This is a genomic window from Vibrio sp. S12_S33 (genome assembly GCF_963889785.1).
Lineage (GTDB): Bacteria > Pseudomonadota > Gammaproteobacteria > Enterobacterales > Vibrionaceae > Vibrio > Vibrio aestuarianus.
This window is the reverse complement of the sequence record NZ_CAWPQZ010000061.1, coordinates 1-13,000: the sequence shown is the minus strand read 5'-3', so window position 1 is coordinate 13,000 and position 13,000 is coordinate 1. Positions and strand designations below refer to the sequence as shown.

12 protein-coding genes and 4 pseudogenes are annotated in these 13,000 nt (G+C 42.6%); 10 read left to right on the top strand and 6 right to left on the bottom strand.

The window, feature by feature from the left end; genetic code table 11:
- Positions 1-65: 65 nt before the first annotated feature.
- A pseudogene (locus tag AACW06_RS17735) lies at positions 66-236 on the top strand (transposase); the annotation flags it as partial.
- A 25-nt stretch (positions 237-261) separates the two neighbouring features.
- On the opposite strand, the pseudogene AACW06_RS17730 reads toward AACW06_RS17735, so the two are convergent.
- A pseudogene (locus AACW06_RS17730) lies at positions 262-829 on the bottom strand (fumarylacetoacetate hydrolase family protein); the annotation flags it as partial.
- 349 nt (positions 830-1,178) lie between these two features.
- Here AACW06_RS17730 and AACW06_RS17725 point away from each other — a divergent pair.
- From AACW06_RS17725 to AACW06_RS17690, 8 genes and pseudogenes are all read left to right on the top strand, one after another.
- A complete protein-coding gene (locus AACW06_RS17725; RefSeq protein WP_238336738.1) occupies positions 1,179-1,667 on the top strand; it encodes a PTS sugar transporter subunit IIA in 489 nt (162 codons plus the stop codon).
- Between the two features lie 10 nt (positions 1,668-1,677).
- Positions 1,678-1,953, top strand: a complete 276-nt coding sequence (locus AACW06_RS17720) for a PTS sugar transporter subunit IIB (protein WP_192076093.1) — start codon at positions 1,678-1,680, stop codon at positions 1,951-1,953.
- Positions 1,954-1,956: 3 nt separating this feature from the next.
- Positions 1,957-3,309, top strand: a complete 1,353-nt coding sequence (locus AACW06_RS17715) for a PTS ascorbate transporter subunit IIC (protein WP_192076092.1) — start codon at positions 1,957-1,959, stop codon at positions 3,307-3,309.
- Between the two features lie 44 nt (positions 3,310-3,353).
- Complete coding sequence (locus AACW06_RS17710) at positions 3,354-4,196, top strand: transketolase (RefSeq protein WP_192076091.1); 843 nt, start codon at positions 3,354-3,356, stop codon at positions 4,194-4,196.
- The gene (locus AACW06_RS17705; RefSeq protein WP_192076090.1) at positions 4,186-5,124 is read left to right on the top strand and encodes a transketolase family protein; all 939 of its coding nucleotides are present in this window, start codon (positions 4,186-4,188) and stop codon (positions 5,122-5,124) included. The genes AACW06_RS17710 and AACW06_RS17705 overlap by 11 nt, the downstream gene beginning before the upstream one ends.
- 203 nt (positions 5,125-5,327) lie before the next feature.
- Positions 5,328-6,062, top strand: coding sequence for a GntR family transcriptional regulator (locus AACW06_RS17700; RefSeq protein WP_192076089.1), 735 nt, complete (start codon positions 5,328-5,330; stop codon positions 6,060-6,062).
- Positions 6,062-6,247, top strand: a pseudogene (locus tag AACW06_RS17695) (transposase domain-containing protein); the annotation flags it as partial. The gene AACW06_RS17700 and the pseudogene AACW06_RS17695, both read left to right, overlap by 1 nt.
- Positions 6,248-6,270: 23 nt before the next feature.
- A pseudogene (locus tag AACW06_RS17690) lies at positions 6,271-6,585 on the top strand (transposase); the annotation flags it as partial.
- On the opposite strand, the gene AACW06_RS17685 reads toward AACW06_RS17690, so the two are convergent.
- From AACW06_RS17685 to AACW06_RS17670, 4 genes are read right to left on the bottom strand one after another with little or no spacing between them, the layout of a single operon-like run.
- On the bottom strand, positions 6,582-8,045 hold the full coding sequence (locus AACW06_RS17685; protein WP_192076088.1) for an FGGY-family carbohydrate kinase: 1,464 nt from the start codon (positions 8,043-8,045) through the stop codon (positions 6,582-6,584). The pseudogene AACW06_RS17690 and the gene AACW06_RS17685 sit on opposite strands and share 4 nt — an antisense overlap.
- Before the next feature lie 50 nt (positions 8,046-8,095).
- Positions 8,096-9,076 (bottom strand): ABC transporter permease, encoded by a 981-nt coding sequence (locus AACW06_RS17680; protein ID WP_192076087.1) that lies wholly within the window; start codon positions 9,074-9,076, stop codon positions 8,096-8,098.
- A gap of 5 nt (positions 9,077-9,081) precedes the next feature.
- Positions 9,082-10,581, bottom strand: a complete 1,500-nt coding sequence (locus AACW06_RS17675) for a sugar ABC transporter ATP-binding protein (protein ID WP_192076086.1) — start codon at positions 10,579-10,581, stop codon at positions 9,082-9,084.
- A gap of 57 nt (positions 10,582-10,638) precedes the next feature.
- Positions 10,639-11,562: an ABC transporter substrate-binding protein gene (locus tag AACW06_RS17670; RefSeq protein ID WP_192076085.1), complete on the bottom strand. Its 924-nt coding sequence runs from the start codon at positions 11,560-11,562 to the stop codon at positions 10,639-10,641.
- 306 nt (positions 11,563-11,868) lie between these two features.
- Between AACW06_RS17670 and AACW06_RS17665 the strand changes: the two genes are divergently transcribed.
- Positions 11,869-12,873 (top strand): LacI family DNA-binding transcriptional regulator, encoded by a 1,005-nt coding sequence (locus AACW06_RS17665; RefSeq protein WP_192076084.1) that lies wholly within the window; start codon positions 11,869-11,871, stop codon positions 12,871-12,873.
- A 25-nt stretch (positions 12,874-12,898) separates the two neighbouring features.
- Here the strand turns inward: AACW06_RS17665 and AACW06_RS17660 are convergent.
- The coding region (locus AACW06_RS17660) for an IS1 family transposase (RefSeq protein ID WP_238336641.1) at positions 12,899-13,000 on the bottom strand (102 nt) is incomplete at its 5' end.

Sequence of the window (13,000 nt, the reverse complement as noted above, 5' to 3'; positions counted from 1 at the left end):
TTTTTTGAACGGCATGGTGAAGGTTATAATCATTTCGCCAAAAACAAATCACAACTGAGTTCACCATGCCAAGGACAATGCTAACTGATAAACGATGGGAAAAGCTACTTCAAGTGATGACGAGTACTGGTCGAGTTTATAATAAACCAGAGCATCGGATGACTTTAGAAGGGATACTGTTTCGAATGAGAACTGGCGTGCTATGGAGAGATTTACCTTCTGAATTCGGTGAGTGGTATCCATACAATTTTATGTCTGCCATTAATATTTCACCACTTTCTGTTCTATGCTGCCAAACAAGCTATTGCCATGTTTATCTCGCATTTCTAATTTGATGGTGCCACCAAATTTCATAAACTCCGTGCTCGGTTTACCATCTCGAATCGTTTCAATCATCCGTACTTCGGCAATGCAGGAGTAACCAACCCCACCCTCTTCAATAGAGGTTCCGTAGTCCGTTCCTTGCTTGTTCGATACCGTACCAGAACCGATGATCGTACCTGAACAGAGTGGACGAGTTTTTGCCGCATGGGTAATCAATTATGGAAATTCAAAGGTCATATCAACGCCTGCATTAGGACAACCAAATGCACGACCATTATAAGTAGAAGGTAGAGGTAAATTGAGTTTGCCCCCGTCCCAATGTTCAGCCAATTCATCGAGCGTGACAGCTACCGGTAAAAACGCAGATGACGGCTTCGATTGGAAGAAACCAAAACCTTTGGCCAATTCTTGAGGAATTAATCCCCGCAGCGATACATCATTTACCAGCATTATTAATGCGGATAGCCTGGGCCGACTCGTCTGCTGCCGCACCCATCGGCACATCAGCTGCGCTGCGCACTAAATTGCAATGCATGACGAGTGTCAATCATCACCGCGACTTCGTCTGTGAATTTTTTCTTATATTCTTGCCCGTGACCGTTCACCAGTGGGTCATTGACCTTCTTCTACAAGCCAAGAACATTTGGATATGGTTGACGAGCAGTGACCGCTTACACGATCTCCGTCAGTACAGATAAGCTTGATAGCCCACGCTTCTTGCAGGTTTCTACCAGCGAGTGCATTCCTTGACCTAGAACGTGATCTTCCTAAAATTATTTATTGTTTATTTTATAAACAGCGAAAAATTCGATCAACCTCACAGTCGGCTCAAAAAATAACCATATGATAGATGCATGTCTATACAACTTGTACATGTATGTGCAAATGGAAAGCTTATGCTGCTCTCGCAATATATCACTGCATCAAACGTCAAAATCCTAGATAGCGTTGCGGATTGGAAGCAAGCAATCGACATTGCTGGCCAGTGCCTATTAGAACAGCGAGCTATCGAAAAACATTATTTGGATGCGATAAAAACGACAGCCGATCAGCTAGGTCCTTATTTTGTACTCGCCCCTATGATCGCCATGCCGCATGCAAGACCAGATGATGGTGTAAACCACAACAGTTTGTCTCTACTTGTTGTTCGCGACGGTGTTGAGTTCCACAGCACTGAGAATGATCCAGTCAAAATAATCTTGTTACTGGCAGCGATAGACAGCAATCAACACATTGAACTGATTACATCCATTTCGGAGTTCTTTTGTTGCGATAAAGACGTAGAAGCCGTCAGTAAGGCGCAAAACAAAGAACAAATCCTGAAAATCCTAGCTAAATATTAAGGAACACTTTATGCGAATTATGGCGGTTTGTAGCACAGGACTCGGCTCTTCATTCATGATCGAGCTAAAAGTCAAAGAAGTCTTAAAGGAGATGGGGGTCGAAGCGGAAGTGGAACATACCGATCTTGGCTCTGTCACTTCTGACATGGCAGACGTCTTTGTTTGTACCCATGACTTGGCTGGCAGTTTAGGGAGTAACCCTGTTATTGCTATCCCAAACATCACAGACAAAGAGGCGATGCGCCAAAGTTTGACAAACTATTTCAACACACTTGCGGAGGAATAGATCATGCTTAATTTTATAATGGACATATTAAGTACCCCCGCAATTTTAATTGGTCTTGTTGCTTTACTGGGTTTATCTATCCAGAAAAAATCCTCTTCTGATGTCATTAAAGGCACAGTGAAATCAATTTTAGGTTTTGTAGTGATTGGGGGGGGGGCTGGTATTTTGGTTGCGGCGGTTACACCCATGGGGCAATTGATCGAAACTGGCTTTGGTCTACATGGCGTCATCCCAAACAATGAAGCCATATATGCCACAGCCATCTCTGACTATGGTGCTTCGACAGCACTTATCATGACATTTGGCATGGCTGCAAATATCTTTTTCGCCCGCTTTAGCCGTTTCAAATACATTTTCTTGACCGGTCACCACACATTATACATGGCTGCAATGATTGCTATTATCCTCAGTGTTGCTGGTTTCTCTGGGCCGACAATGGTGGTACTTGGCTCGGTTACACTGGGCTTAGTCATGGTGATTTTCCCCGCCATGGCACAACCTTTCATGCGTAAAATCACAGGCAGTGATGATGTCGCTTTTGCGCACTTCTCAACGGTTGGCTATGTTTCATCGGCACTGATTGGTCAAATGGTAGGAAAAGGTTCGCAAAGTACAGAAGAGCTGAATTTACCAAAGAACCTTGTTTTCTTGCGTGACTCATCCATATCGATCTCGATCACCATGGGTATCATCTACTTAGTGCTTGTTGTTGCCGCTGGCCCACAGTGGGTGCAAGAAAATCTTTCAAACGGCCAAAACGCTTTCGTCTACGCCATTTTGACAGCAATCACCTTCGCAGCTGGTGTGTTTGTAATTTTGCAAGGTGTACGCTTGGTATTGGCTGAAATTGTGCCAGCATTTACTGGGATATCTCAAAAAATTGTACCGAACGCGAAACCCGCTTTAGATTGCCCGATTGTCTTTCCTTACGCTCCTAATGCCGTACTTATTGGTTTTTTATTCAGCTTTATTGGCGGCCTTATCACCATGGGCGTCTTTGGTATTTTAGAGTTAACGCTGATATTACCCGGTGTCGTGCCCCACTTCTTCACAGGTGCCACTGCTGGGGTATTTGGCAACGCCACTGGCGGTCGAAAAGGGGCCATGTGCGGCGCATTTGTCAACGGTGTGGTGATCACTGTACTTACCCTACTTCTTTTGCCTGTGCTTGGTGACTTAGGGTTTGCCAATACCACATTCTCTGATTCCGATTTCGCAATCACAGGGATATTCTTAGGGTATCTGGCAATGATCAGTAAAACCGCTGTCATTACAGGCGTCGGGATCTTCACTATTGCTGTACTTGCTACACATTTCCTTCCGGAAAAAAACACAAAATCAACTGAATCTGCTTAATCACAAGGTGGGCATCGCCCACCTCTCTCCCTCACGAGGTACTTATGTTATCAACGAGAGAGCTACGCACGCTCGAAGCACTGAACTTAGAAATTAAAAAAGAACTTGTTAATGCCCTTATGCACATGGGTTACGGTCATTTCGGAGGCAGCTTATCCATTACGGAAACGCTCGCCTGCCTTTACGGACATTATTTAAAACACGATCCACAAAACCCAAATAGCCATGAACGAGATTTTTTTGTGTTATCGAAAGGGCATGCAGGTCCGGCTCTGTATGCCACACTAGCCATTCGCGGTTTTTTTGACAAAACTTGGCTCAATACTATCAACCAAAATGGCACACGCCTACCCAGCCATGCCGACATGAATAAAACCCCGGGCATAGACATGACAACGGGTTCATTAGGCCAAGGCTTTTCTTGCGCTGTGGGAATGGCAATTGGAACGAAACGTCAGGTCTTCACCATTGTGGGTGATGGGGAGTTACAAGAGGGTCAATGTTGGGAAGCCGTTCAGTTGGCGGCACACCTTAAACTCAATAACTTGCTCGTGTTTATCGACTACAACAAGCGCCAGCTTGACGGTTTTATTGATGACATACAACGTCCATTCGATCTCAGACAGAAATTCGAAGCGTTTGGCTTTCATGCCTTGCAAGTCAATGGTGGTGATATTCCTAGCATTGCCAATGCCATTGAAAGCCACAAGGCTCAGTCCAGCAAACCAACTGCCATCATCTTAGACACGATTAAAGGTCAAGGCTGCCCAAGCATCGAGAATATTGCCGGAAATCATCATTTGCGATTAAACGATGACTTGATCAGCGCGATCAAAAACGATGTTACAGCGATTGAAAACAAATTAGAGGCACTCAATGAACACTGAATTACGAGAAGTCTACGTTGAAACACTTCAAGAGTTGATCGAACAACATAGTGACGTCATGGTGCTTGAAGCCGATTTGATGGAAACCATCGGTACGAGAAAACTCACACAGACCCACCCAGAAAACTTTGTGCAATGCGGTATCGCTGAAGCCAATATGGTCGGTGTCGCTGCGGGCTTATCTGCCATTGGGAAAGTGCCTTTTATGCACTCTTTTGGCTGTTTTGCTACTCGACGCTGCTACGATCAACTGTTTGTCTCTGGCGGTTATGCTAAACGTCATATCAATATTTTTGGCAGTGATGCTGGGGTTTCTGCTGTCACTAATGGTGGCACGCACATGCCCTTTGAAGACATTGGGTTGATCCGTTTGATCCCACATTCTCGGGTCATTGATGTCTCAGACAAACATACGTTGAAAGCTGCGTTGAAATACGCTTATCACAACCCTGGGATCAACTATATACGTTCTACTCGCAAAGCACTGCCTGAACTGTACCAATCTGAAAATGATATAAAAATTGGTGTTGGTAATGTCCTTAGAGAAGGAAGCGATTTAGTAATTGTTGCGACAGGAATGCTCGTTCATGAAGCGATTGCAGCCTCAGACAAGATCAGCGAGTTGACCAACAAAAGCGTGGCTGTGATTGACATGCACACAATTAAACCACTCGATACATCATTACTGATCCACTACGCCAAGCTCACTCAACGTGTAGTAACACTGGAGAACCACAATATTATCGGTGGACTGGGTGATGCCGTCGCCAGTGCATTGTTAGAGTCAAGCATCGAAACCCAGTATTTCAAAAAACTGGGGGTACAAGAACAATATGGTCAGGTTGGCAGCCTTGATTACTTGAAGAAAGTTTATGGAATCAGCGAGGATAAAGTCATTGAGGCTTGTTTGGCAGGACTAACGCCATAAGAATAGTGACGCTTGGCACCACAAGTATGACTGTTTCATGCTTTTTGGTGCCAACTTCATCAACAAGAACCACTTAAAACTTAGCCTTTCAACACGCTTAAAGATTTTCCGTGAACTAAAGCCAGTGGCGAACGCTTAAGCTCTGCCTCTTCTGCTCACTTGGGTATATACTGTTCGTTGCGTTATCAATAGATATGGATATTATGGCACCTAAAATTACGGTTAAACAGCAAATCGTCATCGACTATATCACTGACCGAATTATGACGGGTGGACTGAATTGTGGTGACAAGCTCGATACGGAAACAAATATTGCTCAAAATCTGAATGTCACACGAGCCACAGTGCGAGAAGCGACGCGTAATTTAGTTGAGCAAGACATTGTCTACCGAGTAAGAGGCTCCGGCCTGTATGTTGGCATGCGAAAACCTTTCAACAGTGATAGCTTTCACGAACTCTCTCCTTTCGATTGGCAAGCAAAACAGCTTAATGTTACGGGTATACGTAAAGTCGTTTCTGCTAGTGTCACCTTAGTTCCCTCAGCTGATATTGCTAGCAAGCTAAAAATTAAACCTACAGATCAAGTTTATCGCGTTGATCGTTTAATGTGTTTTGGTGATACACCTGTTTCGCTGGAAAAGATCCACATTCCTATCAATATCAGCAATAACTTTCAGTTTAATGAGCTAGAAAAATCAAAATATAAATACATAGAACACCTGACAGGTAAACAAGTTTCCATCCGAGAGCAAGACTTAAAGGCCTTCAACCTTGACGACCAAAAGGTGTCAGAGTTAATGAATGTCCCGCTAGGGAAAGCCATGATCCAATTGAGTGAAGTGGTTTATTTCAAAGGTGGCCAGCCATTTGAATACACTGTCACTATCATCAATAGTGATCACTTTAATACCCACCAAGTAATTCGTCGCAATTACTAAGAAAAGATTGGTTATTCTCGACGAATCCGCTTGGTGCTGATGCGAGTGCTTTGCTGTATAGCATCATCGAGACGGCGAAAGCTAACGGACTGATACTCTGCGATTACATGGCCAAATGTATGAGGGAACTGGCAAAGCCAGAGCCTGATATCAACTCACTTCTTCCTTGGAACTTCTCACACTAAAATGCCTTGTGGGATCGTGGGGCGTTTACCTTGATGGTGCGGCTTATCATCGGTCTGAAATGGTGAGAAATTCGGCAAAAACACTCAATATAGAGCTTCATTACTTACCCCCATACAGTCCAAACTTAAATCCAATAAAGCGGCTTTGGAAAGTCATGAATGAGCATGTTAGGAACAATGTTTACTTCCCCTCCAAAGCAGCATTCACCTCTGCTATCAAAAAATTTTTCGATGTGACGTTACCAGAAGTTGCAGGCTCACTTGTATCCAGAATTACAAATAATTTTCAGATACTGATACCTGCATCTTCAATGGGCACGGGTATAGTTCTATATTAGGTCAGCACATCGACCAACGATTGATTGAGTGCATTGAACTTCGCCAATTTGGAACGTAGTCGGTCATATTTAGACATATCCGGCTCGAACCGGCTTATTGGTGGTTGGGTAGCCTTAATCGCCTGAGTAAAATCTTTATAGACGCCAGCACCAATGGCTGCACAAAGTGCTGCTGCCCTACAGCCTGCCTGCTGAATGTCCACGACTTCAATGGGCAGTCCGGAAATATCAGCAAACATTTGCATCCAGGGTTTTGATTTAGATGGGCCACCGGTAAATCGGATTGTTTTCGCTTTGGGATTCAGTGCGATAACTTTGTCCTGATGATTGATATGAGCGAAAACAATACCTTCATAAATGGCTCTCACCACATCTTTTTTGGTGTGGTGGCCGCGAAGTCCGATCAAAGAACCTGGCATACCGATCGCATAGTTGGAACCATACAGGTAGGGTAAGAAGAATAAGTCATCAGTTTCGCATGAGCTTTCACCAACCCATTGGTTAAAATCTTCCCAGCTATAGTCGGACAGGAACTGGTTTTTAAACCAGGCCAGATTTGATGCGGATGTAGGAGAACCTTCATGGACAAAGTATTTCCCTGGTATACAGTAATTACCCCATATGTAGGGATAATCGCCGGTGGTAATTTCATCGGTAACCGTGGTGGTTATCGACCACGTTCCTGCAATGGCACTGATGGTAGATTCATCCTGAATACAGGAGGTGAGAGCTGCTGCAACCACATCAAACAATCCACCATAAACCGGCGTTCCTTCCGCTAGCCCGGTAAGACGTGATGCCTCTTGGGTGACGGTACCAGATTGTTCAGCAGAACCGATAACGGGGGCCAGTTTGTCGGCACACTCTGCAATATCAAACTCTGCCAATAGCGAAGGATCATATTCGCCCGTGCGTACGTTATACATATTACTACCGGAAATATTGGTTATTTCCGCATTGACTTCGCCAGTTAAGCAGTAACGAACGTAATCATGCACCATTAATATTGCATCAATGTTATGATAGCTGTCGGGTTCATTTTCCTTCAGCCAGGCCATTAAGGTCACCGGATGAGCTGTCCAAAGTTGTTGCAAGCCACGTTCGTAAACTTTATTAACTAACCCTTGGCTCTGCCATTTTTTAACCAGAGATTCAGCTCGAGTATCCGAAGAAATAATACCATTACGCACGGGTTTTCCCTGTTTATCTATGGCGTATAACCCTTTGCCATGAGATGAAAAAGCGACACCGCTTATCGCTTTAGGGGCATGTTCTACACAACTTGTGACAATCTCACAAACGGTTTGCCATAGCTCATCCATGTTTCGTTCGGTATAACCGGGCGCATCTCTTAATACATCTGAATTTTTTTCGGCAATATGTAGTTCAGTTCCGTTTTCGTCATAGAGTCCTGCTTTTGTTACGGTTCCACCAATATCTATGCCAATGAAATAGCGCATTTATAGGTCCTCAGTTCGGCTTAACTAAGCCGATCAAATTGTGAAGTGAGTTATTTACGTTTACTGATACCAATGTAGATTGCGATAAGAATGATGATGCCTTTGATGACGTTCTGGACATAAGGTGAGATACCGGCAAGGTTAAGACCGTTATTCAGAACCCCTAAAAGCATCGCGCCGATCAGTGTACCAATTATCATTCCTCGACCGCCGCTCATAGCGGTCCCACCGATAACAACAGCGGCAATAGCATCCAGTTCAAAGCCAACACCGGCGTTGGGTTGTCCGCTCATCAAGCGAGAGGTAAGAATCAATCCCGCAATCGCTGCAGTGATACCGCTAATGGTATATACCGCCATAATCACAATAGGAACCCGAATACCACTCAGGCGAGAGGCTTCTTCATTTCCTCCAATTGCATAGACGTATCGGCCAAACGGTGTATGGTTTAATAAAATGTAGGCAACGATATAAACAACCAGCATAATTAATATGGGTGTCTGTAAGCCGAAAACATTCCCTCGCCCCCAAAAAGAAAAGCTATCAGGTAAACCAGAAATCGGATAACCTCCCGTGTATATTAAGCCTATACCGCGAGCAATACCTAGGGAGGCCAGCGTAACAATAAAGGCGGGCATTTTAGCGTAAGCAATCATAAAGCCATTTGCTGCACCGAAAGCCATGCCAATCAAAAGCCCTGCGGGGATCGCTACTACTGGAGGAATTCCTGAAACCATCATGCCCGCGGTTGCGGTTCCAGAGAGAGCCATTACAGGACCAACCGATAAATCTATACCACCTAGTAATATCGCACAGGTCATACCGACCGCAAGTATGGCATTAATCGAAACCTGCCTTGCGACATTACTCAGGTTGTTTGGTGACAAAAAATTATCGTTGTATATCACCATAATAAAGAACACGACGAAGAAGCCAATAAAAGGATAGAACGCTGGATGGCGACTCCATTTGATGAGTTTAGTTTTGAATGAACTGTTTTGTTGTTTTTCGGTTTCTAATATTTTAGTCATAACATTTATGCCGCTTGCCCTGTTGCGTGTAACATAATGGTGTTGGACTCGATATCTTCACCTTCAAGTGAGGCCACAATAGCGCCTTGATTAAAGACAAGAACTCGATCACATACGCCAATGACTTCTGGTAGCTCAGAAGAGATCATAATAATTGAAATTCCCTGAGCGGTGAGTTGCTTCATCAATTCATAAATTTCTGATTTAGCACCAACATCGATGCCTCTTGTTGGTTCATCAAAAATCAAAATATTGCAATCATTATTTAACCAACGTGCGATAACCACCTTCTGCTGATTCCCGCCACTAAGATTAGATATTTGGGTTTCTTCATCTGGCGCTTTTACCCGTACTTTATTCATTAGGTTCAACGCTACATTTTTTTCTTTGCTGCGATCAAGTAAAGTCCATGCATAGATCTCGTTTTGATGGTTGTTCAGTAAGATGTTTTCTTTGATACTGAAATCCATCACTAACCCCTCTGTTTTTCGACTCTCTGGTAATAAACCAATTCCGTGATGTAGTGCTTCAGAAGGGGAATTCAAGCTTAGCTCTTGACCCATGACGAAAACTTGTTTTCTGGTTGGATGGTCGGCACCAATCAGAGCTCTCACCAATTCACTGCGGCCAGAGCCAACTAGTCCGGAAAAACCGAGAATTTCGCCTTGGTACAATTCAAATTGATTAATTGGGGCGGACTTATTAATTTGAATTTCAGGTACGCTCAATACCACCTGTTTTTTACCAGATTGAATGGTTTTTTTCGGGAAGGCGTTGTCGAGCTTTCGACCAACCATCATTTCAACTAACTCATCAACATTAGTCTCTTTGACACGCTTGGTACTGATATATTCACCATCTCGGAGTACCGAAACTGTATCACAAACTTCAAATATTTCTTCTAAGTGGTGAGAGATAAAGAACATTCCAACACCACGAGATTTTAGGTCTCTCATGATAGCGAAAAGGCGTTCTGCCTCCGTTGGGGTTAGCGTTGCAGTTGGTTCATCTAAAACCAATAGTTTTGCGTTTAGTGAAAGCGCTTTGGTAATTTCGATGAATTGCTGATCTGCAATGCTTAGTTCTGCAATAGGGATATCCAGATCAATATCGATTCCTAAAGTATCAAAAATAGATTTAGCTTCGATGCGCATTAATTTGCGATCTAATAAGCCGAGCTTGTTGGTTATCTCTCGATTGAGAAAAATATTATCAACCGCATTCAGATAAGGGATCAGTGAAAATTCTTGAAAAATAATCCCGATTCCCGCAGCAATAGCTTCATTGTAGTTGTTAAAAACGCGTTCAGACCCATTCATGAAGATTTGGCCTTCATCATTTGAATAAATGCCGCATAGAATTTTCATGAGCGTTGATTTTCCTGCACCATTTTCTCCAAGTAGTGCTTGAATCTCTCCTGTTTGCAGTGACAGGTGGATATTGCTCAAAGCATTAACTCCAGGAAAGCTCTTGTTGATACCTCTTAGTTCCAGCAATAAAGACATACCATTACCCCCATTGATTAACTATGTCTCGGCCGAAACCGAGACATATTTAATTGACTACCAAGAGAATCCTTTTGCGTTTTCTTTAGTAATTAGATCAACATCAACTGGTACAACTTTAGGTACTGTTGCTCCCCAATGTTTAGCAAGTGCAATACCCAAACCAATACGAATCTGGTCACGAGGATATTGAGCTGAGGTTGCGATAAATTTTGAACCTGGTTTCAAAATTGCTTCAATAGCTTCAGGTGCACCATCAACAGAAACTAATTTCACATCAGAACCAGATGCGTCTATAGCAGCAAGAGAACCCATCGAGCCGACATCGTTTACGCTGAAAATACCAGCAAGATTAGGGTGGGCTTGCAACATATTTTCAGTGACGCTTAGTGCTTTAGATCGTTCCTGATGACCATTTTGCTTGTCTACGATTTTCATATTTGGAAATTCTTTCATTGCAGCTTCGAAACCGCGAACACGTTCTAGAATTGGTACAACCGGGATACCATCGAGAATGGCTACTTCACCTTTACCACCTAGCTGCTCTGCTAAGAATTTACCTGCTTTATAGCCAGCATCATAATTTTTAGAACCAACAAATGAATCGAGTGGACCTTCTGCTTGGGCATCAATAGCAACCACTACTGTTCCAGCTTCTGCTGCAGACATTACCGCTGACTGAACACCAACAGAGTCAGTAGGGTTGAGAAGAAGTATGTCAATGTTTTTTTGTAACATATCTTCTACATCATTGATTTGTTTAGAGACATCGTGACGAGCGTCAGTGATAATGACGTTCGCACCGATATCTGCGGCAGCATCTTCAAGAGCTTGTTTCATCACAACGAAGTACTCATTGTTCATTTCTTGAAACGACATACCGATGTTGAGTTTTTCTTTTGCTTGGGTAGAAAATGCTGTGCAAGCTAAGACAGATGTTGCAAGAACAGCACCTTTTGTTAACGCTTTTTTAAGAGACATAAATGCTCCTTTGTTTTTTTATTAACGTCATCATTTGAAGAAACGATATGACGTTGAATGTAGGTTTTTTAAGATTTTGGCTTAAAACGTCAAATCAAAGGCAAATAGAAAAACAGCCCTTAAATGACAACGTTAACATATGATTATTTTGGATAAAAAACATCCAAATTTATTGCGAAATGTGATATATCCGACTTTTACATTGAGCAATATGTGTGCAAGGTCAGAAAAATGTTAAATGCATAGATCTTTGGTCGGTGATATGATCAAACCAATTTTAAGATTAAGCGGACCTAGGTCAGATTTATGGCTGGTAAAGTATTTAAAAATCAAGCAAATTCAACAATAGTTGACATCGCTAAACGAGCAAATGTTACAAATATTACCGTTTCACGTGCGTTTAATAAACCAGATTTGGTCAAACCAGAGACACGTAAGATAATTTTGGAAATAGCGAAGGAACTCAATTATATACCTAATGTTTTTGCTCAGAATCTTAAGAATAATCAGAGTAAAATCATTGGTTTTGTTTCTGATAGTACATTTAATCCTGTTTACGGGGTTATCCTTAAACGCTTATGCAAAATGGCGGATGAGCGAGGCTATATTGTGATGATTTTTGAGACTGGTGGCTCAAAATCAGCAGAACGTAGAGCTGTACAGACTTTGTTTGGGCATAAGGCTAGTGCCATTTTACTCTCAGTTGTTTCAGATCGTGATGGATACCACCCTGATTACCTTGATTTGGCGCAACACTATAATATTCCATTGGTCTTATTCGACCGTGATATTCCTGGTTCTAATCTTCCAGGGGTTTTTCTAAATAATATTGAAATTGGAGTTCGTGCTGGTAAATACCTGTTTAAAAAAGATTATCCAAGCTATTTAATCTTCGCAGGTCCTAAAGATTCCGATATAAGTCTTGACCGAATTAGTGGCTTATTAGGTGGGTTAAGGCTTACCGACAAAACAATCGATATTATTCACACAGCCTACACACTGGATGACTCATATCCGTTAGTTCTAGATTATTTAAAAGGGTTAGAGACATTGCCGGATTGCATTATAGGTATCAACGGTCTTATTAGCTTATCGGTGATTAAAGCCCTTGCAACACTCAATATTGAGGAGGTCTCCCTATTTTCTATCGATGCTGTTCCATATGCGGACATTTTTGACCGCAACGTTCCGTGCATTGATAATCATCCTAGTGAATGGGGAGAAAAAGTAGGGCAACTTGTGTTTAATATATTAGACAATAAGTGTTTACCTAATGAACGTGTTTATATTCACAGTACATTGAAAGAATAATCGGTCGTGACTCAAATCAGTTGAATTACCAGTAGAACTCCCGCTCGATAAACGTCCCTATAACTTTGTCATGCATCTCTTCTGATTTTGAAAAACCGATCGTTTTACGAACAAGGCGCTTCAATCT